Origin of the sequence: Gemmobacter nectariphilus DSM 15620 (assembly GCF_000429765.1) — a bacterium.
GTDB classification, from domain to species: Bacteria; Pseudomonadota; Alphaproteobacteria; order Rhodobacterales; family Rhodobacteraceae; genus Wagnerdoeblera; species Wagnerdoeblera nectariphila.
In genome coordinates, this window is the sequence record NZ_AUCM01000009.1 from 101,958 (window position 1) to 122,527 (window position 20,570).

21 protein-coding genes are annotated in these 20,570 nt (G+C 65.6%); 9 read left to right on the forward strand and 12 right to left on the reverse strand.

Going from position 1 to position 20,570, the window contains the following annotated elements; genetic code table 11:
* Positions 1–23: 23 nt before the first annotated feature.
* On the reverse strand, positions 24–1,676 hold the full coding sequence (locus G481_RS0110805; RefSeq protein ID WP_028030040.1) for an electron transfer flavoprotein-ubiquinone oxidoreductase: 1,653 nt from the start codon (positions 1,674–1,676) through the stop codon (positions 24–26).
* 293 nt (positions 1,677–1,969) lie between these two features.
* On the opposite strand from G481_RS0110805, the gene greA reads away from it, so the two are divergent.
* The gene (greA, locus tag G481_RS0110810; RefSeq protein WP_028030041.1) at positions 1,970–2,440 is read left to right on the forward strand and encodes a transcription elongation factor GreA; all 471 of its coding nucleotides are present in this window, start codon (positions 1,970–1,972) and stop codon (positions 2,438–2,440) included.
* A gap of 26 nt (positions 2,441–2,466) precedes the next feature.
* The gene (locus G481_RS0110815) at positions 2,467–3,471 is read left to right on the forward strand and encodes a hypothetical protein (protein WP_028030042.1); all 1,005 of its coding nucleotides are present in this window, start codon (positions 2,467–2,469) and stop codon (positions 3,469–3,471) included.
* A gap of 138 nt (positions 3,472–3,609) precedes the next feature.
* Here G481_RS0110815 and G481_RS0110820 read toward each other — a convergent pair whose 3' ends face one another.
* The 7 genes from G481_RS0110820 to G481_RS0110850 are packed head-to-tail and all read right to left on the reverse strand — an operon-like array spanning position 3,610 to position 8,968.
* A complete protein-coding gene (locus tag G481_RS0110820; protein WP_028030043.1) occupies positions 3,610–4,458 on the reverse strand; it encodes a lysophospholipid acyltransferase family protein in 849 nt (282 codons plus the stop codon).
* Positions 4,459–4,466: 8 nt separating this feature from the next.
* Positions 4,467–4,736 (reverse strand): HPr family phosphocarrier protein, encoded by a 270-nt coding sequence (locus G481_RS0110825; RefSeq protein WP_028030044.1) that lies wholly within the window; start codon positions 4,734–4,736, stop codon positions 4,467–4,469.
* Entirely contained in the window at positions 4,733–5,173 is a 441-nt protein-coding gene (locus G481_RS0110830) for a PTS sugar transporter subunit IIA (RefSeq protein ID WP_051294468.1), read from the reverse strand. The genes G481_RS0110825 and G481_RS0110830 overlap by 4 nt, the downstream gene beginning before the upstream one ends.
* Positions 5,173–6,099 (reverse strand): RNase adapter RapZ, encoded by a 927-nt coding sequence (gene rapZ, locus G481_RS23560; protein WP_051294469.1) that lies wholly within the window; start codon positions 6,097–6,099, stop codon positions 5,173–5,175. The genes G481_RS0110830 and rapZ overlap by 1 nt, the downstream gene beginning before the upstream one ends.
* Positions 6,100–6,102: 3 nt before the next feature.
* Complete coding sequence (locus G481_RS25895; RefSeq protein WP_028030046.1) at positions 6,103–6,531, reverse strand: HPr kinase/phosphorylase; 429 nt, start codon at positions 6,529–6,531, stop codon at positions 6,103–6,105.
* Positions 6,531–8,270: a sensor histidine kinase gene (locus G481_RS0110845; protein WP_028030047.1), complete on the reverse strand. Its 1,740-nt coding sequence runs from the start codon at positions 8,268–8,270 to the stop codon at positions 6,531–6,533. Before G481_RS0110845 ends, G481_RS25895 begins: the two co-directional genes overlap by 1 nt.
* Positions 8,267–8,968 carry a response regulator transcription factor gene (locus G481_RS0110850; protein ID WP_028030048.1) on the reverse strand — a complete coding sequence of 234 codons (702 nt, stop codon included), beginning with the start codon at positions 8,966–8,968 and terminating at the stop codon, positions 8,267–8,269. Before G481_RS0110850 ends, G481_RS0110845 begins: the two co-directional genes overlap by 4 nt.
* Positions 8,969–9,304: 336 nt before the next feature.
* Between G481_RS0110850 and G481_RS0110855 the strand changes: the two genes are divergently transcribed.
* From G481_RS0110855 to G481_RS0110875, 5 genes are all read left to right on the forward strand, one after another.
* Positions 9,305–10,903, forward strand: coding sequence for a phosphoenolpyruvate carboxykinase (locus tag G481_RS0110855; protein ID WP_028030049.1), 1,599 nt, complete (start codon positions 9,305–9,307; stop codon positions 10,901–10,903).
* 129 nt (positions 10,904–11,032) lie between these two features.
* A complete protein-coding gene (locus tag G481_RS0110860; protein ID WP_028030050.1) occupies positions 11,033–11,242 on the forward strand; it encodes a twin transmembrane helix small protein in 210 nt (69 codons plus the stop codon).
* On the forward strand, positions 11,242–11,814 hold the full coding sequence (locus tag G481_RS0110865) for a cob(I)yrinic acid a,c-diamide adenosyltransferase (protein WP_028030051.1): 573 nt from the start codon (positions 11,242–11,244) through the stop codon (positions 11,812–11,814). Before G481_RS0110860 ends, G481_RS0110865 begins: the two co-directional genes overlap by 1 nt.
* Positions 11,815–11,970: 156 nt before the next feature.
* The gene (locus G481_RS0110870) at positions 11,971–12,732 is read left to right on the forward strand and encodes an electron transfer flavoprotein subunit beta/FixA family protein (RefSeq protein ID WP_028030052.1); all 762 of its coding nucleotides are present in this window, start codon (positions 11,971–11,973) and stop codon (positions 12,730–12,732) included.
* Positions 12,732–13,643, forward strand: coding sequence for an electron transfer flavoprotein subunit alpha/FixB family protein (locus G481_RS0110875; protein WP_028030053.1), 912 nt, complete (start codon positions 12,732–12,734; stop codon positions 13,641–13,643). Before G481_RS0110870 ends, G481_RS0110875 begins: the two co-directional genes overlap by 1 nt.
* Before the next feature lie 18 nt (positions 13,644–13,661).
* On the opposite strand, the gene G481_RS0110880 is transcribed toward G481_RS0110875, so the two are convergent.
* Positions 13,662–14,507: a DUF6473 family protein gene (locus G481_RS0110880; protein ID WP_028030054.1), complete on the reverse strand. Its 846-nt coding sequence runs from the start codon at positions 14,505–14,507 to the stop codon at positions 13,662–13,664.
* Positions 14,508–14,659: 152 nt separating this feature from the next.
* Here G481_RS0110880 and G481_RS0110885 point away from each other — a divergent pair, with 152 nt between their 5' ends.
* The gene (locus G481_RS0110885) at positions 14,660–15,535 is read left to right on the forward strand and encodes a 3-hydroxybutyryl-CoA dehydrogenase (RefSeq protein ID WP_028030055.1); all 876 of its coding nucleotides are present in this window, start codon (positions 14,660–14,662) and stop codon (positions 15,533–15,535) included.
* 156 nt (positions 15,536–15,691) lie between these two features.
* Entirely contained in the window at positions 15,692–17,044 is a 1,353-nt protein-coding gene (aroA, locus tag G481_RS0110890) for a 3-phosphoshikimate 1-carboxyvinyltransferase (RefSeq protein ID WP_028030056.1), read from the forward strand.
* A 150-nt stretch (positions 17,045–17,194) separates the two neighbouring features.
* On the opposite strand, the gene G481_RS0110895 is transcribed toward aroA, so the two are convergent.
* From G481_RS0110895 to G481_RS23570, 3 genes are all read right to left on the reverse strand, one after another.
* Positions 17,195–18,325, reverse strand: a complete 1,131-nt coding sequence (locus G481_RS0110895) for an S-(hydroxymethyl)glutathione dehydrogenase/class III alcohol dehydrogenase (protein WP_028030057.1) — start codon at positions 18,323–18,325, stop codon at positions 17,195–17,197.
* A gap of 357 nt (positions 18,326–18,682) precedes the next feature.
* The gene (locus G481_RS23565) at positions 18,683–19,123 is read right to left on the reverse strand and encodes a c-type cytochrome (RefSeq protein WP_051294470.1); all 441 of its coding nucleotides are present in this window, start codon (positions 19,121–19,123) and stop codon (positions 18,683–18,685) included.
* 111 nt (positions 19,124–19,234) lie between these two features.
* Positions 19,235–20,485 (reverse strand): lytic murein transglycosylase, encoded by a 1,251-nt coding sequence (locus G481_RS23570; protein ID WP_051294471.1) that lies wholly within the window; start codon positions 20,483–20,485, stop codon positions 19,235–19,237.
* Positions 20,486–20,570: the final 85 nt, after the last annotated feature.

Genomic DNA, 20,570 nt, shown 5'->3' on the forward strand with positions numbered 1-20,570 from the left:
CCCCGGCACCGATCACGCGGGTGTCACATGTTCGGATAGTTCGGCCCGTCACCACCTTGGGGCGTGGTCCAGGTGATGTTCTGGCTGGGATCCTTGATGTCGCAGGTCTTGCAGTGGACGCAGTTCTGGAAATTGATCTGGAACCGCGCCTCGGCGCCCTCGCCGATCACCTCATAGACGCCGGCCGGGCAATAACGCTGCGCAGGTTCGGCATATTCGGGCAGGTTGATCTTGATCGGGACCGAGCCATCCTTCAGCCGCAGATGGCAAGGCTGGCTTTCCTCGTGGTTGGTAAAGCTGAAGGCCACGTTGGTCAGCCGGTCGAACGACAGCACGCCATCGGGTTTCGGATAGTCGATCGGCTTGAAGTTCTTCGCCTTGCCGGTCGCCGCCGCATCGGTCTTGCCGTGCTTGAGCGTGCCAAAGAGCGACAGGCCGAACAGGCTGTTGGTCCACATGTCGAACCCGCCCAGCGGCAGCGCCGCCGCCAGACCCAGTTTCGACCACAGCGGTTTCATGTTGCGGACGGGCTTGAGATCCTTGGCGATCGGGCCCGAGCGCACGTCGGCCTCATAGCTCGACAGTTCATCCCCCTGACGGCCCGCCGCGATGGCGGCATGGGCGGCTTCGGCCGCTGCCTTGCCCGAAAGCATCGCATTGTGGTTGCCCTTGATGCGCGGCACGTTGACCATGCCGGCCGAACAGCCCAAGAGCGCCACGCCCGGCGCCACCAGCTTGGGCAGCGACTGCCAGCCGCCTTCGGTGATCGCGCGGGCGCCATAGGCCACGCGCTTGCCGCCCTTCAGCAGCTCCGCCACCACCGGGTGATGCTTGAAGCGCTGGAACTCCATGTAAGGATAGAGATAGGGGTTTTCATAGTTCAGGTGGACGACGAAGCCGATATACACCTGATTGTTTTCAATGTGATAGATGAAGCTGCCCCCGCCCGCGCGGTTGCCCAGCGGCCAGCCCATCGTGTGGGTGACGGTCCCCTCCTTGTGCTTGGCGGGGTCGATCTCCCAGATCTCTTTCATGCCGATGCCGAATTTCTGCGGCTCTTTCCCGGCAGAGAGATCGTATTTCGCGATCACTTCCTTGGACAGGCTGCCGCGCACGCCTTCGGCCAGCAGGACATATTTGCCATGCAGCTCCATGCCCGGCTCGTAATGCGGGCCGGGGGTGCCATCGGCGTTCAGCCCCATCTCGCCAGCGATGACGCCCTTGACCTCGCCGTTGTCGCCATAGACCAGCGCGCTGCACGACATGCCGGGGAAAATCTCGACGCCCAGCTCCTCGGCCTGCGCGGCCATCCAGCGGCAGACATTCGCCATGCTGACGATATAGTTGCCGTGGTTGTTCATCAGTCCCGGCATCGGCCAGTTCGGAATGCGCAGCGACCCGGCCTCGCCCAGCATCAGGAAATTGTCCTCGCGCACCGGAACGGTGATCGGGGCGCCCTTTTCCTTCCAGTCGGGAATCAGGGCATCAAGGCCCGAAGAGTCCAGCACGGCGCCGGACAGGATATGCGCGCCGACCTCGGAGCCCTTTTCCAGCAGAACGACGTTCAGGTCGGGCTCCAGCTGTTTCAGGCGGATCGCCGCCGACAGGCCCGCGGGCCCGCCGCCCACGATGACCACATCGTATTCCATCGCCTCGCGTTCGATCGCTTCTGCCATAGCTGCCTCCGTGTCGGGTCGCGCGCCCGTGCGCGTGGGTTCCTGCTTGGCGCCTTGCTAGCGAAGGGGGCCGCAACGGTCAATCGTAACGCAACATCATTGCGCGAAAGACAAGCCCGACGACATGCTTTGTGCGCGCCCGCCTGACCGGAAAAACCGCCGGCACCGCCCGTGCGAGGCAGACCGCAAGGGGCTTGCATTCGCACCGCGCAGGGGTCAGGTATTGGGAAAGACCGACAGGCGCCGCACCCCGTGCATGGGGACGGCGCCTGTCTACACGAAGGGTGCCGACGATGGAAAAGATTCCGATGACCCGCGCCGGGTTCGACCTGCTGGACGCCGAGCTGCGCCAGCTGAAGTCCGAGGAACGCCCGGCCGTGATCCGCGCCATTGCCGAAGCGCGCGAACATGGCGATCTGTCGGAAAACGCCGAATACCATGCCGCGCGCGAGAAGCAGAGCTTCATCGAAGGCCGCATCAAGGAGCTGGAGGCGATCCTGGGCCGCGCCGAGGTGATCGACACTGCGCGCCTGTCCGGGTCGATCAAGTTCGGTGCCCGCATCACCATCATCGACGAGGATACCGAGGAAGAGCACCACTATCAGATCGTGGGCGAAGCCGAGGCCGACATCGAACGTGGTCTTCTGAACATCAAGTCGCCCCTGGCCCGCGCCCTGATCGGCAAGGACGAAGGCGACAGCGTCGAGGTTCGCACCCCCGGCGGGGAACGCAGCTACGAGGTGCTTTCGGTCCGCTACGAATAGGGGCCCTCGGAACAGGAGGCCACCGCATGTCCGACCCGAAGACGGATCGTCCGATGATGCTGGGCGCGGTGGCTCCGCGTGGCGAATCGCCGCGCATCACCGTGACCGAGATCGCGGCCGGGGTTCTCAGCCTTGTGTGGCTTGTGGCGGTGCTTGCCTGGTTCTTGCTGACCGAACCTGCGGCATCCGGCGGCGACGGGCTGATCCTGAAGGTCTTTGTGGTGTTCCTGCCCATTGCGCTGATCTGGGTTGCCGCGATCACCACCCGCACCATCCGCGAGCTGAAGGACGAGGCCCGACGCCTGCAGGTGGCGGTCGATGCGATGCGCCACAGCTATGTGCAGCAGCAACAGGCCGCAGCCGCAGCCGCGCGCCCCAGCGTGGAGCGCAAGCTGGACGAGATCGCGGCAGCCGCAAAGCAGACCGAGACCGCCATCGCGACCTTTGCGTCCTCACGCCGCGATGCGGCCGCGCCGCGCCCCCTGCCCGCCGTGCCGGTCCAGCAGAGCGAACAGCCGGCACTGGCACTGGACGATGCCCCGCCCGAAGATCAGCGCCTGCCCATTGCCATCGACGAATTCATCTGCGCGCTGAACTTTCCCGACAACCCCGAGGACAAGGAAGGCTTTCGCTGCCTGCGCCTTGCGCTCGAGGATCGCGAGGCCGCGCGGCTGATCCGAGCGGCGCAGGATGTGCTGACCTTGCTGGCGCAGGACGGAATTTACGTCGACGATCTGCGCCCTGACCGGGCCAAGCCCGAGATCTGGCGCCGTTTCGCGGCGGGCGAGCGCGGGCGCACCATTGCGGCGCTTGGCGGCATCCGCGACCGTTCGTCCATCGCGCTGACGGCCGGGCGGATGCGCAGCGATACCATCTTCCGCGATGCGGCGCACCACTTCCTGCGCCAGTTCGACCGCAGCTTTCAGGCGTTCGAGAAGACCGCGACCGATCAGGACATCGCCGAGCTGGCCGATACCCGCACCGCCCGCGCCTTCATGCTGTTCGGCCGCGTGACCGGCGTGTTCGACTGACCCCACGGACCGGGCGCCCATGCCCCAGCCCTTGGGCAAGCGTTGACGCTGGAGGGGTTTCACACCCCTCCAGACCTCCCCGTGGGGTATTTTTCAAAAGGCAAAGCCGCACCGCGGCATCGCTGCGCGGATCGGGTCTCAGGGCTTGAGGGACAGTGTGCGATCACGCAGCATCGTCAGCCAGCCGCGCGGATCCCGGGACCAAGGCGCGATCTCCTCGGGGCTGATCGGCGCGCCGATCACCGGGCGCTGCGGCTTGTTCAGGGCCGCGCGGATTTCATGCAGCAGCAGGCTTTGCCGCAAGGTGGCCGAGCTTTTCGCCGCCCATTGATAGAGCCGCGTGTTCTGGCCCTGGAAATGGATCGGCACCACCGCCGCGCCAGAGCGCATCACCATCTTGGCGGTGAACGGATTCCATTCGCCTTCGATCGCAGGGCCCATCCAATCCTGGGAATTTGCCACCCGGCCGGCCGGGAACAGGATGATGCAGCCCCCCGCCTTGAGCACCCGCATGCATTCGGCGCGCATCGCAAGGCTTTCCTCGCGGGCGTTTTCCTCGTGCGGGAAGGGGACCGGCAGCATGAATTCGGCGATCTCGGGAATGCCGGTCAGCAAGGAGCGGGTGAGGATCTTGTAGTCCTGCCGGACCTGACCGACCAGCCAGGCCAGGATCATGCCATCGACCAGACCATGCGGATGATTCGCCACCACGACCAGCGGGCCGGTCGCCGGGATATGGGCGATCTCGTGCGGGGGGGTCTGCACGTCGATCCCCATCACCTCCAGCGCCTGCGGCCAGAAGGTCTGGCCAAAGGGCGCGCCCTGACGTTCGAACTTGCGGATGAGCGAGAGCAGCTTGGGCTTGGCCGTCAGCCATTCGATGGTGCGGATCGTGCCGGACTTCCACGGATTGGTGAAGGTGCCGGCATAGCTGAGGCGGCGCTTGTCATAGGGTTTCGGCACCGGCAAGGCAGGGGCGTCAGGCATCGGCAATTTCACATATCCTCGCCGAAACGATTGGCGACCAGCGCCTCCAGCGCATCGGCCAGCGCCGCGGCCTGATCGCCCGAGGTTTCCACCTCGATCGTGGTGCCCTTGTGGGCCCCCAGCATCAGCAGGCCCATGATCGAATCGCCCGAAACCCGCATACCGTCGCGGCTGACCATGGCTGTTGCGTCAAAGGCTTCGACCTGCTCGACGAAGCGGGCCGAGGCGCGGGCGTGCAGGCCCTTTTCGTTCACGATCCGCAGGCTGCGAGTGATCATGCGCGCACCTCTCCATTGCCGACTTCCCGGCCATCTATGTACTTCCGCCCGGCGGCCAGTGCCGCCTGCACGGCAGCATCCAGCGGCTGGTGGCGCGACTGCGCCAGTTTGAGCAGCATGGGCACATTGGCCCCGGTCAGGATATGCCGCGGGGCGGGGCCGCCAACCGCCTGGCACAGGTTCGCAGGCGAGCTGCCATGCAGGTCCACCACCACCACCACGCCGCTGCCATCGTCCACCGCATCCGCGGCGGCCCGAATCTCGGAGGCCTTTGCCTGCCTGTCATAATCGGGATCTATGCTGATCGCGCGCACGCCAGACAGCTTGCCCACCACATGTTCGACGGCGGCCAGCAATTCGCGCGCAAGGCCACCATGCGCCACGATCACGATTCCGATCTCATGCGGGGTCTGACTAACCGTTGCGGACTGGCCCATCACCTATCACCCTGCCCACCACCCGGCCCGCGGGCCGCCAGAGCTGGCGCACCTGTGGGCATCCTTTCAAGTTCCCGGTGGCGGCGGGAAATCTGCCATCCGGCCTGCTCAAGGGTATCGCCCAGTTTTTCTGCAACTGCAACCGACCTGTGCTGCCCGCCTGTGCAGCCGAAACCTATGGTCAGATGCGCCTTGCCTTCCTCGATATGCGCGGGCAGCAACATGCCGATCAGGCCCGACACGCGGTCAAAGAATTCCGCAAAGCGCGGATCGCCTGACACATAGGCCGCCACCTCGCTGCTGCGGCCATCCAGCTTGCGCAGGGCCGGCACCCAATAGGGATTGCGCAGAAAGCGGCAGTCGAACACCATGTCCACCCCGCGCGGCACCCCGCGCTTGTAGCTGAAGGATTGCAGCGACACCGCCATGCGCTGCGCCGGGGTTGCCCCCATCCATTTCGCCACCTCGGCCTTGAGGTCATGCGGCGTGAATTCCGATGTGTCGATCAAGAGGTCCGCCCGCACCTTGATCGGTGCCAGCAGGTCGGTTTCGCGCAGAATGCCGATCAGCGGCGGCTCGGCCGGGAACAGCGGGTGACGGCGGCGGGTCTCGGAATAGCGCCGCTCCAGCACCTCGGTGCGGCAATCGAGGAACATCACCTCCAGCGCGACGCGGGGGTCGGCGGTCAGCGTGTCGATCAGTTCGATCAGCGCCGACGAGGAAAAGTCGCGGTTGCGCACATCGACCCCAAGCGCGATGGACCGGCCCAGCGGCGGGCCGTCCAGCAGGCGCGGGATCAGCGACAGCGGCAGATTGTCGATGGTCTCGCAGCCCAGATCCTCCAGCGCGCCGATCGCCGTCGACCGGCCGGCGCCCGAGGGGCCGGTCACCAGGATCAGGCGTTGCTGCTGCGAGACATCGGACATGGATCAATCCTTGCGACCCATGAGGATATAGTGCCGGATCGCCGCAGCAAAATGCCCGCTCACGGGACCGTGGACAACCTCCAGCTTGTGATTCATCAGTGTGATGTGGCGTCTGGGCGGCAGGCGGTCGGTCTCGGTCTGGCCAAGGTCGACCACCAGCACAACTGCGGCGCGATCCAGCAGCCGGGCGTTCAGCAGGCCGATGCCCCGCGCCTCGATCAGAGGGGGCAGACCCGGGGGCGCGCTGGCCAGCAGATCATTGCCCGACGGATGCAGGGCCACCCGGTCATCGGCAACCAGATCCGCCCCCAGCGCCATCAGATTGAGTGCCAGGGCCGATTTCCCCGCCCCCGAAGGGCCAAGGATCAGCACCCCCCGCGCGTCGAACGCCACACAGCTGGCATGCAGCACCTGCGCGGGGGGGCGGTCCATCAGACGGGCAGGCCCACCACGAAGCGCGCGCCAAGCGGGTCGGATGCGGCATCGTCTTCGGTCGGGCGGATGTTTTCGGCCCAGATCACCCCGCCATGCGCCTCGACGATCTGTTTCGAGATCGACAGGCCAAGGCCCGAGTTGTTGCCGAAATGCGTGGCGGGCCGGTCAGAGTAGAACCGCTTGAAGATCTTGCCCAGTGCCTGTTCGGGGATGCCGGGCCCGGTATCTTCGACCACGATCAGCACGCGGTTGTCGCGCCGGCGCGCCCAGACCCGCACGGCATCGCCTTCGTCGCAGAAGGATATCGCGTTCGAGATCAGGTTGACGAACACCTGTGCCAAGCGCCCCTCCAGACCATGGATCTCGATCGGTTCGGCCGGCAGGTCGGTGATGTAGTCCACACCCTTCTCGGCCGCCTGCTGACCCATGTACTGGTTGATGTTGTTCAGCGTGCGGATGAGGTTGAATTCCTCTTCCTCTTCCTTGACCAGTTCACTGTCCAGCCGCGAGGCGTTGGAAATGTCGCTGACCAGCCGGTCCAGCCGGCGCACGTCATGTTCCAGCACATCCAGCAGACGTTCGCGTTGTTCTTCCTTCTTGACCAGCCGCAGCGAGCCGACGGCAGATCGCAGCGAGGCCAGCGGGTTCTTGATTTCATGCGCCACGTCGGCGGCGAACTGCTCGTTCGCCTCGATCCGGTCATAGAGCGCGGCGACCATGCCGCGCAGCGCGCCGGACAGGCGGCCGATTTCATCGGGCCGCGCGGTCAGATCGGGGATGCGCACCCGGCCCGGCGCCATCTTGCGGGCATTGCGGTCACGCCCAAGTTCGGCGGCCGCGGCCAGATCGGACAGCGGGTTGGCGATCGTCGAGGCCAGCACCAGGCTGAGCGCGATGGACACCAGCAGCGCCACGACGAACATGCGCAGCACCTGTTCGCGTTCGTTGCGCACCAGCTGATCCAGCTCGCCCGCGGCAGAGGTCACGGCCACCACACCCAGCACCGCGCCATCGCGCACGATCGGCGTTGCGACCGAGAACAGCGTCGCGCCGCCGGCGTCGGTGCCGCTGCGCACCGTTGTCGTGCCGTTGCGCGCCGCCTCGACCAGCCCTTGCGCCAGTGTGGCGGCATCGAACCCCTGCCCTGGCGCCGCGCTGCCGGGAACCAGGCGCGATACGCCATCCCAGACGGCGCTGAGCAGATCGGTCAGATAGGTGTTGCGCGGAACCAGCACCGGCAGGCCGCGCGCGACATCGCCGCGCGCACGCCCCACGGTCGAGGCGACAAGCCCCCCGGCACGGTCATAGATGAACAGCTCGGTTCCCGGTGCGAGGTCGATCTGCGCAAGCGTCAGCGCCGCCACGGCCTCTTGTGTCGGGGCATCCTGCGCGGGGCCGGACAGCTGCGGCAAACGCGCCTCGACCGCCGTGGCGATCAGGCGTGCCTCGGTGACAAGCGCAGCCTCGCGTTGCAGGACAAGGCTGTCGCGCGAGGGGTTGAGGAACAGCACCCCGGCGACCAGAACCACCAGCGCCAGCAGGTTGAACACGACGATCTTGCGCGCAAGCGGCGAGCGGTTCGGCGAGACCACGCTGCGCCGGCGCCGATCATCGCGCAGCGCGGGATCCGTCGATCCTTCGGGGTTGACCCAATCCTCGCCCAGCAGCACCTCGCCCTGACCTTGCCGGGGCGCGGGCGCCGAGCGCTGGGTGTCGATGCGGCTGGCCAGGGTCATTCTTCGTTATAGCGATAGCCGATGCCATACAGCGTCTCGATTGCCGAAAACTCGGCATCGACGGCGCGCATCTTCTTGCGCAGACGCTTGACGTGGCTGTCGATGGTGCGGTCGTCGACATAGACCTGATCGTCATAGGCGACGTCCATCAGCTGATCGCGCGACTTCACGAAGCCGGGCCGCTGGGCCAGCGCCTGAAGCAACAGGAATTCCGTCACGGTCAGCGACACGTCCTGCCCTTTCCAGCTGACGGAATGGCGCAGCGGGTCCATGCGCAGGTTGCCACGTTCCATCACCTTTGATTCGTCGGTGACCGGGGCGTCCCCTGCCGAAATCGCATCCTGCCGGCGCAGAATCGCCCGGATGCGTTCGACCAGAAGCCGCTGGCTGAAGGGCTTTTTCACATAATCGTCCGCGCCCATGCGCAGGCCCAGAACCTCGTCGATCTCATCGTCCTTGGATGTCAGGAAGATCACGGGCATATTCGTCTTCTGCCGCAGGCGTTGCAGCAGGTCCATGCCATCCATCCGGGGCATCTTGATATCCAGCACCGCCATGTCCGGCAGGCGGCGGTTGAAGGCGTCCAGCGCCGACTGGCCGTCGTTGTAGGTTTCAACCTCGAAACCCTCGGCCTCAAGGGTCATGGATACAGACGTCAGAATATTGCGATCGTCGTCAACGAGGGCGATCCTGGACATGGGTTTATCCTTATACTGCTCACATGCCTATTTTTTGCCACATTCTCCGTCTTTCGCCCGGGTGAATCAACTGCCAAGTACGAATCACCCCCCGCGGACCCTTCCAGAAGAGCTAAAAATTCCAAACCAATGACTAATATGCCGCAGTTCATTGCGTGATTGCGCTAACCGTTGCTTGGTTGCGCTAACTGGGACACTGCGTCCTGTTCCCCTCGGCGGGCATCATGCTATAGCGCAGCCATCGCGCCCGACAGGGCTGCGAGCGGCGCAGTATTTCCTGTCGCGCCGGGATTTCGGAATCTGATCTGGCCGCCAGCGCGGCACGGGAGCCTGCACATGGATCATGGACGCGTGAACCCAGCCCATAAACTTGAAGCTCAAGGTCTCACGGGGCTTGGCAACGTCTATTACAACCTGATCGAGCCGGCGCTGGTCGAAGCCGCACTGGTCCGGGGCGAAGGCAGGCTTGGCAAGGGCGGGGCATTCCTTGTCTCGACCGGCCAGTTCACCGGCCGCTCGCCCAAGGACAAGTTCGTCGTCCGCACGCCTTCGGTCGAAGACACCATCTGGTGGGAAAACAACGCCCCGATGTCGCCCGAGGCGTTCGACGTGCTCTACGCCGACATGCTGGCCCACATGAAGGGCGGCGACTATTTCGTGCAGGATCTCTATGCCGGCGCCGACCCCGCGCACCGTCTGGACGTGCGCGTTGTCAGTGAGCTGGCCTGGCACAACCTGTTCATCCGCCACCTGCTGCGCCGCCCCGAAGCGGCCGAGCTGGCGACCTTTGTGCCGGAATGGACCATCATCAACTGCCCGAAGTTCAAGGCCGACCCGGCCCGTCACGGCTGCCGCACCGAAACGGTGATCGCGCTGAACTTCGACAAGAAGGTCATCCTGATCGGCAACACCGAATATGCCGGCGAGAACAAGAAGTCGGTCTTCACGCTGCTGAACTATATCCTGCCCGGCAAGGGCGTGATGGCGATGCACTGCTCGGCCAACCACGCGCATGGCAACCCCGACGACACGGCCGTGTTCTTCGGCCTGTCGGGCACCGGCAAGACCACGCTGTCGGCCGACCCCAACCGCGTGCTGATCGGCGATGACGAACATGGCTGGTCGGACAACGGCACCTTCAACTTCGAAGGCGGCTGCTACGCCAAGACGATCAACCTGTCGGCCGAGGCCGAGCCGGAAATCTACGCCACCACCTCGAAGTTCGCGACCGTGGTCGAGAACATGGTCTATGATGCCGACACGTTCGAGCTGGACTTCGAAGACAGCAGCCTGACCGAGAACATGCGCTGCGCCTATCCGCTGGATTACATCTCGAACGCCAGCGAGACCGGCCTTGGCGGCGCGCCCAAGAACGTGATCCTGCTGACCTGCGATGCCTATGGCGTTCTGCCGCCCATCGCGCGGCTGACCCCGGCGCAGGCGATGTATCACTTCCTGTCGGGCTTCACCTCGAAGACCCCGGGCACCGAGCGTGGCGTGGTCGAGCCGACCCCGACCTTCTCGACCTGCTTCGGCGCGCCCTTCATGCCCCGCCGGCCGGAAGTCTATGGCAAGCTGCTGCAGGAAAAGATCAAGGCGACCGGCGCTTCGTGCTGGCTGGTCAACACCGGCTGGACCGGCGGCGCCTTCGGAACCGGCAAGCGGATGCCGATCAAGGCCACCCGCGCCCTGCTGACCGCCGCGCTGGACGGCTCGCTGAACGATGTCGAGTTCCGCAAGGATCCGAACTTCGGCTTCGAGGTTCCGGTCGCGGTGCCGGGCGTCGATACCGCCCTGCTTGATCCGCGCGGCACCTGGGCCGATGCCTCGGCCTATGATGCGCAGGCCGCCAAGCTGGTCGGCATGTTCTCGAAGAACTTCGGCCAGTATGTCGACCACATCGACGACGACGTGAAGGCCGCCGCCATCGGCTAAGGCCGCACGGCCCGCAAGATCAGGGCCCCGCAGTCGATTGGCTGCGGGGCCCTTTGCTTTCGCCATGGGGGTTGGCCCGGGCCACTGCGCCGCCTACATCCCTGTCACGCCAGACCGGAGTTTCAGATGCTGCTCAACGATCCGCTGTTCTACGTCGTCGCCGGCTCGACCCTTGCGGTGCTGGTCGTGCTGATGCTGGGCCTTGGCAGCTTTGCCAAGGGGGGCGATTTCAACCGCCGCCACGCCAACCGTTTCATGCGCTGGCGGATCATCGCGCAGGCCATCGCGGTCGCGCTGATCGTCGGCTTTGCCTTTGTCCGGCACACCTGGGGGAACTGATGGTCGTTCTGTCGAAAATCTACACGCGCACCGGCGATGCCGGGGAAACCGCACTGGTCGATGGCACGCGCGTGCCCAAGCACGCTGCCCGCGTCAACGCCTATGGCACGGTCGATGAAACCAATGCCACGGTCGGCCTTGCCCGGCTGCACGCCACGGGCGACATGGAAAAGGCGCTGGCCCGCATCTCGAACGATCTGTTCGATCTGGGTGCCGATCTTGGCCGCCCGCACATGGAAAGGGACGATCAGGCCGGCTATCCCGTGCTGCGGATGCTGCCCAGCCAGGTGGACCGGCTGGAAGCCGAGATCGACGCGATGAACACCCGCCTGACGCCGCTGCGCAGCTTCATCCTGCCGGGTGGCAGCACGCTGTCGGCCCAGCTGCATCTGTGCCGCACCGTCTGCCGACGGGCCGAGCGGCTGACCGTGGAACTGGCCGCCGCCGAATCGGTCAACCCTGATGCCGTGAAATACCTCAACCGGCTGTCCGACTGGTTCTTTGTTGCTGGCCGCATTGCCAATAACGACGGGGCCGACGATGTGCTCTGGGTTCCGGGCCTCACACGCTGACATATGACACAAGCGCGATTTCATATGCAGAAAACGCGGCGTCCCAAGGCGCGTGTGAACGATTTTTGTCTGTTTTTGCAACCGCAGAAGGGCTAACACCCTGTCAGACTCAAGGCGCGGCCCCCCGGTCGCGACAGTAAAGGGAGAGCTTTGCCGATGAAGGTTCTGGTCCCGGTGAAACGGGTGATCGACTATAACGTGAAGGTCCGTGTGAAGGCGGATGGCTCGGGTGTCGATCTGGCGAACGTGAAGATGTCGATGAACCCCTTTGACGAGATTGCCGTCGAAGAGGCGATCCGCCTGAAGGAAAAGGGCGTCGCGACCGAGATCGTGGTGGTGTCGATCGGCGTCAAGCAGGCGCAGGAAACCCTGCGCACCGCGCTTGCGATGGGCGCTGACCGTGCGATCCTGGTCGAAGCCTCGTCCGACGTTCACACCGACATCGAGCCTCTGGCCGTGGCCAAGCTGCTGGCCAAGGTGGTCGAGGCAGAACAGCCCGGCCTGGTCATCGCCGGCAAGCAGGCGATCGACAATGACATGAACGCGACCGGCCAGATGCTGGCGGCGCTGCTGGGCTGGGGTCAGGCGACCTTTGCCAGCGAAGTGGCGGTTGACGGCGATAGCGCCACGGTCACCCGCGAGGTCGATGGCGGCCTTCAGACCATCAAGGTCAAGCTGCCGGCCATCATCACCGCCGACCTGCGCCTGAACGAGCCGCGCTATGCCAGCCTTCCGAACATCATGAAGGCCAAGAAGAAGCCGCTCGAGGAAAAGACCGCCGCCGATTACGGCGTCGATGTCTCGCCGCGCCTGACCGTGGTGAAGACCGCCGAGCCGGCCGGCCGCAAGGCGGGCGTCAAGGTGGGCTCGGTCGACGAGCTGATCGCGAAACTGAAAGACGAAGCGGGGGTGATCTGATGGCTGTTCTCCTTCTGGCCGATGTGAACAACGGGCAGCTTGCCACCGATGCGGTTGCCAAAACCTTGACGGCGGTGAAATCGCTGGGCGATGTGGCGGTTCTGGTTGTCGGCCCGGCCGCGGCTGCTGCGGCCGCTGCCCAGCTGGATGGCGTCGCCAAGGTGCTGCACGCCGATGACGCGGGCCATGGCCTGGCCGAGCCGGTGGCCGATCTGATCGTGTCGCTGGCGGGTGGCTACAGCCATATCGCTGCAGCCTCGACCGCGTTTTCCAAGAACGTCCTGCCGCGCGTCGCCGCGCTGCTCGATGTGATGGTGCTGTCGGATGTGACCGCCGTGGTCGATGCTGACACGTTCGAGCGCCCGATCTACGCCGGCAACGCGATCCAGACCGTGAAATCGGCTGACGCGAAAAAGGTCTTCACCGTGCGCACGGCCGCCTTCTCGGCCGCGGGCCAGGGTGGCTCGGCCGCCGTCGAGGCCGTGGGCGCCAAGGCGTCGGATCTGTCGTCCTGGGTCGAGGACAAGGTCGCCGCGTCCGACCGTCCGGAGCTGACCTCGGCCAAGATCGTCGTCTCGGGTGGCCGCGGCGTCGGGTCCGAGGAAAACTTCGCGCTGATCGAGAAACTGGCCGACAAGCTGGGCGCCGCCGTTGGCGCCAGCCGTGCCGCCGTCGACTCGGGCTATGCGCCGAACGACTGGCAGGTCGGCCAGACCGGCAAGGTCGTCGCGCCGCAACTGTATGTGGCCGTCGGCATCTCGGGCGCGATCCAGCACCTGGCGGGCATGAAGGACAGCAAGATCATCGTCGCGATCAACAAGGACGAAGAGGCGCCGATCTTCCAGGTCGCCGATTACGGGCTGGTGGGCGATCTGTTCAACCTTGTGCCGGAACTGACCGACAAGCTCTGATCCGGCCTTGCCCGGACCTCAGGGGGCGCCCTTCGGGGCGCCCTTTTGCTTTGGCACCCAGCGCAGCAGCGCACGCGCCGCGGCCTCATGCGCATCGGCCCCCGGCAAGGCACGGGCGGCCGCCTCTTCCAGCGGCCCGAACTCCTTGCCTTCGGAGCTGCCGAAGAAATCCCGCTCGACCACCTCGACCAGACCGGCCACGCGCGGGCGCAGCGCCTGCAGCATCATGGTATCGACCAGCAGCGGCGCACCGGGCGCAAGGCGCAACCGCTCGCCCGGCAGGGGCGCCCGGCGGTCGGCAAACCACAGCAGCACCGTGCGCGGCCCCAACGCCTCCAGCACCGCGCCCATCCGGTCCAGCCAGGTTTCCCCCAACACCTGCGCCACCTCGGCAAAGCGATGCGCGCCGCGCGCGGCCAGCGCCCGGATCATGTGCCTTGTAAAGGCGAAATCCATGAAATCGATCTCGGGATACAGGCGCTGCAAACGCGGGCTGGCACTGAGGAAACGGTCATTGCGGCGCGGATGCACCGAGTAAAGCGGGTTCGACAGGTTCACCGCCCCCGGCACCTGGACGATCCGCAGCCGCGCCCCGGCCGCGATGCGCAATAGCGCCGGTTCATGCAGCCAGGCATCCGGCCCCGCCGATGGAACGCCCATATTAAGCACCATCTGCCCGCTGGCCTGTTCCAGCCGCTCGGGCCATGGCCGGGCGACGAACCGCCCATAGGTTTCCTCGGCCCCCAGTGCCACGGCGGTTGCCGCCGCCGGATCGCGCCACGGCCCGCGAAACACCAGCCGCGACTGGCCATAGCGGCATGGAAAATAGTCGAGCGCCCCGGCGCCCGGAACCTCATATGTCATAACACCCACCCATTGCAGTCACCCGGCCTCAGGCTGCCAGATCGGGGTTAGCGCAAGCCTAAGGTTTAGAATTGCGCGCATTTCCAACGCCCCCTTGCACCCGACCTTCGGCCCCGCATAAGGTCGACAAGGACAAATGGCTGGAGGCAGGTATGGAAATCCGCAGCGTCGGGGTGATTGGTGCAGGCCAGATGGGCAATGGCATCGCCCATGTCTTTGCGCTGTCGGGGTATGAGGTGCTGCTGACCGACGTCAACCAGAAGGCGCTGGACGATGCGATCGCGCTGATCGACAAGAACCTTGAACGTCAGGTCAGCCGCGGCAAGACCACCGCCGAGGAAAAGGCTGCCGCCATGGGCCGCATCCGCACCACGCTGAAGCTGGCCGATCTGGGCCCCACCGATCTGGTGATCGAGGCCGCCACCGAGCGTGAAACGGTCAAGAACGCCATCTTCGAGGATCTGCAGCCCCATCTTGCACCGCATACGATCCTGACCTCGAACACCTCGTCGATTTCCATTACGCGACTTGCGGCCCGCACCGACCGGCCAGAGCGGTTCATGGGCTTTCACTTCATGAACCCCGTGCCAGTGATGCAGCTGGTCGAGCTGATCCGCGGCATCGCAACGGACGAGGCGACCTATCAGACCATGCTCAAGGTCGTCGAAAGCCTTGGCAAGACCGCCGCCAGCGCCGAGGATTTCCCTGCCTTCATCGTCAATCGCGTGCTGATCCCGATGATCAACGAGGCTGTCTATGCGCTTTACGAGGGCGTTGGCAACGTGCGGTCCATCGACCAGTCGCTCAAGCTGGGCGCGAATCATCCGATGGGGCCGCTGGAACTGGCGGATTTCATCGGGCTGGATACCTGCCTTGCCATCATGAACGTGCTGCATGACGGGCTGGCCGATACGAAATACCGCCCCTGCCCGCTCTTGACCAAATATGTCGAGGCCGGTTGGCTGGGCCGCAAGACCAAACGCGGCTTCTACGACTATCGCGGCCCGGAACCCGTGCCGACGCGCTAGGCGCAGGGCGGGGGTCACCCCGCCGATCCCGGCCGATGGCGGGGTGAACCCCGCCCCAGGCCATCGGTGCCCCGATCGGCGGGGGCAGGTCCCGGTGGACCTGCCCTGCCCCATCGGCTAAGTGCGATGCAGGGAGTTTCAGCCGCAGGAAGTGCCATGTCCGCCCATGCCGATCCGATTCCGATGACCGCCCGCGCCTCAGGCCCGCTGAAAGGCGTGGCCGAAGTGCCGGGGGACAAGTCGATCAGCCACCGCGCGCTGATCCTTGGCGCTCTGGCCGTCGGGCGGACCCATGTGACCGGCCTGCTCGAAGGGCAGGATGTGCTGGACACCGCCGCCGCCATGCGGGCCTTCGGCGCAACGGTGGACCGGCTGGGCGATGGCGAATGGGCAGTGCAGGGCGTCGGCGTCGGCGGCTTTGGTGAACCTGCCGATGTGATCGACTGCGGCAATTCGGGCACCGGCGTGCGCCTCATCATGGGCGCCATGGCGACCAGCCCGATCACCGCCACCTTCACGGGCGATGCCTCGCTGCGCAAGCGCCCGATGGGGCGCGTGACCGATCCGCTGGCACTGTTCGGTGCGCGCGCCTATGGCCGCCAGGGCGGCCGCCTGCCGATGACGCTGGTGGGCGCCGCCGACCCGGTGCCGGTGCGCTATACGGTCCCGGTTCCCAGCGCGCAGGTGAAATCCGCCGTGCTGCTGGCCGGGCTGAACGCGCCTGGCGAAACCGTCGTCATCGAACGCGAGGCAACGCGCGACCATTCCGAACGGATGCTGGCGGGCTTCGGCGCACAGATCCGCGTGGAAACCGCCCCCGAAGGGCGCATCATCACCCTGACCGGCCGCCCCGAACTGCGCCCCCAGACCGTTGCCGTGCCGCGCGATCCGTCCTCGGCCGCCTTCCCGGTCTGCGCCGCGCTGATCGTGCCGGGCTCGGACATCCTCGTGCCAGGCGTCAGCCGCAATCCCACCCGCGACGGGCTGTTCGTCACGCTGCTGGAAATGGGCGCCGACATCACCTTTGAAAACCCGCGCGAAGAAGGCGGCGAGCCGGTGGCCGACCTGCGCGTGCGCTTTACCGGCGATCTCAAGGGGATTGAGACCCCGCCCGACCGCGCCGCCAGCATGATCGACGAATTCCCCATCCTCTCGGTCGTGGCCGCCTGCGCCAGCGGCACCACCACCATGCGCGGGGTCAAGGAACTGCGGGTCAAGGAATCCGACCGGATCGACGCCATGGCCCGCGGGCTCGAGGCTTGCGGCCTGCGCATCGAGGAAGATCAGGATACGCTGATCGTCCACGGCTTGGGCCAGGGCAATGTCCCCGGCGGCGCGACCTGCGCGACCCATCTGGATCACCGCATCGCCATGAGCTTCCTTGTGCTGGGCCTTGCCAGCAAACAGCCCGTGTCGGTGGATGATGGCAGCCCGATCGCGACCTCGTTCCCGGTGTTCGAGCCGCTGATGAAACGCCTTGGCGCCAGCATCGAGCGCTCGAACCGATAGGGCGCGCGGCCCCTGCCCGTTTCACCTTGCTTCAAATACCCCGGGGGCAAGCCTGCCCCCACCACTCGCGCAACAGACCAACGGGGGCAGCGCCCCCGCCGCGCCACGCGGGCCATATGGCAGGGCCGCAACCGGCCCTGCCCGACGCTTTCAGTACAGGATCACCGACCGGATCGACTTGCCTTCGTGCATCAGATCGAAGGCCTCGTTGATCTGGTCCAGCGGCATGGTGTGGGTGATCATCGGGTCGATCTCGATCTTGCCGTTCATGTACCAGTCCACGAACTTCGGCACATCGGTGCGGCCCTTGGCGCCGCCAAAGGCGGTGCCCTTCCAGACGCGACCCGTCACCAGCTGGAACGGCCGGGTCGAGATTTCGGCCCCCGCAGGCGCCACACCGATGATCACCGACACGCCCCAGCCGCGGTGCGAACATTCCAGCGCATCGCGCATCACCTTGACGTTGCCGGTGGCATCAAAGGAATAGTCGACGCCGCCGATCTGATCGTCGCCCTTCTTCGTCATGTTGACGATGTGCTGCACGACCGACCCTTCGATCTTCGAGGGGTTGACGAAATGGGTCATCCCGAACTTGCGGGCCATCTCTTCCTTGTCGTCGTTCAGATCGACGCCGATGATCATGTCGGCGCCCGCCATCCGCAGGCCCTGAATGACGTTCAGCCCGATGCCGCCAAGGCCGAACACGGCTGCGGTGGACCCGATCTCGACCCCCGCCGTATTGATCACCGCGCCGATGCCGGTGGTCACGCCGCAGCCGATGTAGCAGATCTTGTCAAAAGGCGCGTCCTCGCGCACCTTGGCCAGCGCGATTTCCGGCAGAACCGTGTGGTTCGCAAAGGTCGAGCAGCCCATGTAGTGATAGATCGGCGTGCCATCCAGCATGGAAAACCGCGTCGTGCCATCGGGCATCAGGCCCTGGCCCTGGGTATTGCGGATCGCAGTGCAAAGGTTCGTCTTGCCCGACCGGCACGAGGGACATTCGCGGCATTCGGGGGTGTAAAGCGGGATCACATGGTCACCCGGCTTCAGCGTGGTCACGCCCTCGCCCACCTCGATCACCACGCCTGCGCCTTCATGGCCCAGGATGCAGGGGAAAATCCCTTCGGGGTCGGCACCCGAGCGGGTGAATTCGTCGGTGTGGCAAACGCCCGTGGCCTTCACCTCGATCAGAACCTCACCCTTTTTCGGGCCGTCAAGGTTGACCTCCATGATCTCCAGGGGCTTGCCAGCGGCAAGGGCGACAGCGGCACGGGTGCGCATGAGGGAACTCCTGTTCAGTCGGGTGCAGGCTGGACCCGATCATTGTGCAACGCAATCGGGCTCGTCAGGTAATGGCGCGATCCGGGGTGGCATTTCAACCCCGTCCGCTCACGCAGATGGGCCCCCTCCCCGCGCCGGCGGCCTGCAAGCTGGATTGCCCCGAAGGCCGCGTTTCTGCGCGACCAACCGGCCATCTGGCGCGCACCATCTGCGCATCGGGCAATCCGGCCCAGCCCCACAGCTGCCAAACAGTCACGGGCGGCCAAGCAGGATCATCCCGCCGCAGACCTGCGGCCAAGCTGCCCGGCATGCCAGCCATGCCGGGCGCCACCCTTGCGGGCAGGCGACAGGGGCGCCTTACTTCTTGGCGCGATAGGCTTCGTGGCAGGCCTTGCAGGCACCGCCGACGGCGCCCATCCCGGCCTTCACCCCTTCAAGCGAGGCGACATCCATCGCCTCGGCCGCTGTCACCAGCGCTTCGGCCTTGGCGGTGAAGCCGGCAAAATCCTGCCAGATCGCCGGAGCGGCCTCGGACACCGGATCATCCTCATTCGCCTCGAACTTGGCGACGATCTGCGCGGCGGCGGCGGCCAGCGCGGTCTTGGCGGCAGTTGCGGCCGCCGGATCAAAGGCGGTCTTGCCGCCGGCCATGTTGCCCAGAATGCCCGTGTTGACGCGAATGGTATCCATCGTCTCCATCCGTGCCTTGACCACAGGGTTCGTCACCCCGTCCTTGGCAACGGCGGCACCGGCCGCAAGGATCACGCAAAGGGCGACGGTCTTTGACAAGAATTTCATTGGCTTGCTCTCCAGGGCTTGCAAATGCGGAACGCTTCAGGATGGCCGGAGGTTACAGGGCAGACGGCCTGCCGGCAAAGTGACAAGATCACCTCTCACGGATATGTCAGATCAGCGCAGCTTCTTCAGAAGCGCCTCGTTGACATAGCCATCGGGGGCCATGCCCTGGGCCACCTGCCAGGCGCGCACAGCCTCCATCGTGCCCGATCCGGTCACGCCGTCGATCTCGCCCTGATAATAGCCCATGTCGGCCAGACGGCGCTGGATCTCCTTGCGTTCGGCTTCGGTCAGCGCGCGATCACTGCGCGGCCATGGGCGCTGCAGGCCGCCGCGCCCGGCCAGCTGGTCGGACAACAGGCCGATGCCCATGACATAGCTGTCGGCATTGTTATAGCGGCTGATGACCCGGAAATTGTCAAAGATCATCAGCGCGGGCCCGTTCGCGCCGGCCGGCATCAGGATCGACGCCGCGCCATGATCCGGGATCCGCCCGCCGCGCACCGATTTGACCCCCTGCGCCTGCCAGGCCGACGGCGCCTTGCGGATGCCCTTGCCCGCCTCGCGGAAGCCTGCCGGAACGGTCACCTCGACGGCCCAGGGCTGGCCGGTGGTCCAGCCCATCTTGGCCAGATAGTTCGCAGCCGAGGCCAGCGCATCCGTCGGGTTGTCCGACCAGATGTCACGCTTGCCGTCACCCGTGAAATCCACCGCATAGGACAGATAGCTGGTCGGCATGAACTGGGTATGCCCCATCGCGCCGGCCCAGCTGCCCAGCATGTGCGCCGGGTCCACATCGCCGGCCTGAATGATCTTCAGCGCCGCGATCAGCTGGTCTTCAAAGAATGCGCCGCGCCGCCCGTCATAGGCCAGCGTCGCCAGCGACGGGATGATGCCCTTCTTGCCGCGATTGACGCCATAGCTGGTTTCCATGCCCCAGATCGCTGCGACCACCTCTTTCGGCACACCATAGCGCGCCTCGATCCGCGACAGCACCGCGCCATGTTCGGTCAGCACCTTGCGCCCGTTGGCAAGCCGCGTGTCGGACACCGCACTGTCCAGATATTCCCAGATCGGCCGGGCAAATTCGGCCTGCCGCCGGTCCAGCCGGATCACATCGGGGTCATAGGCGGCCACGCGCATCGCGCTGTTCAGCACGCCCGGGGAAATGCCCTTGCTTGCGGCCCGCGCCCGAAAGCCCACCGCCCAGCGGTCGAACCCGGCCTGCTGTTCGGGCGTCGCCACGGCTATCGCGGCAGGCGCGGCACTTGGGCGCGGCGAGACATAGCGTTCCGAACCCGCGCTGCCGCATCCCATCGGCAGCAGGGCGAGGCCGAGTGCAAGAACCTTGGCTTTACCGGGCATGAAGACACCTGTGATTTCCGTTGTTATCTGCTCTTTGGAAGCAATCTAACCGGAAACCCTGTGCCCGCCTAGGCCCGCCCCGGGA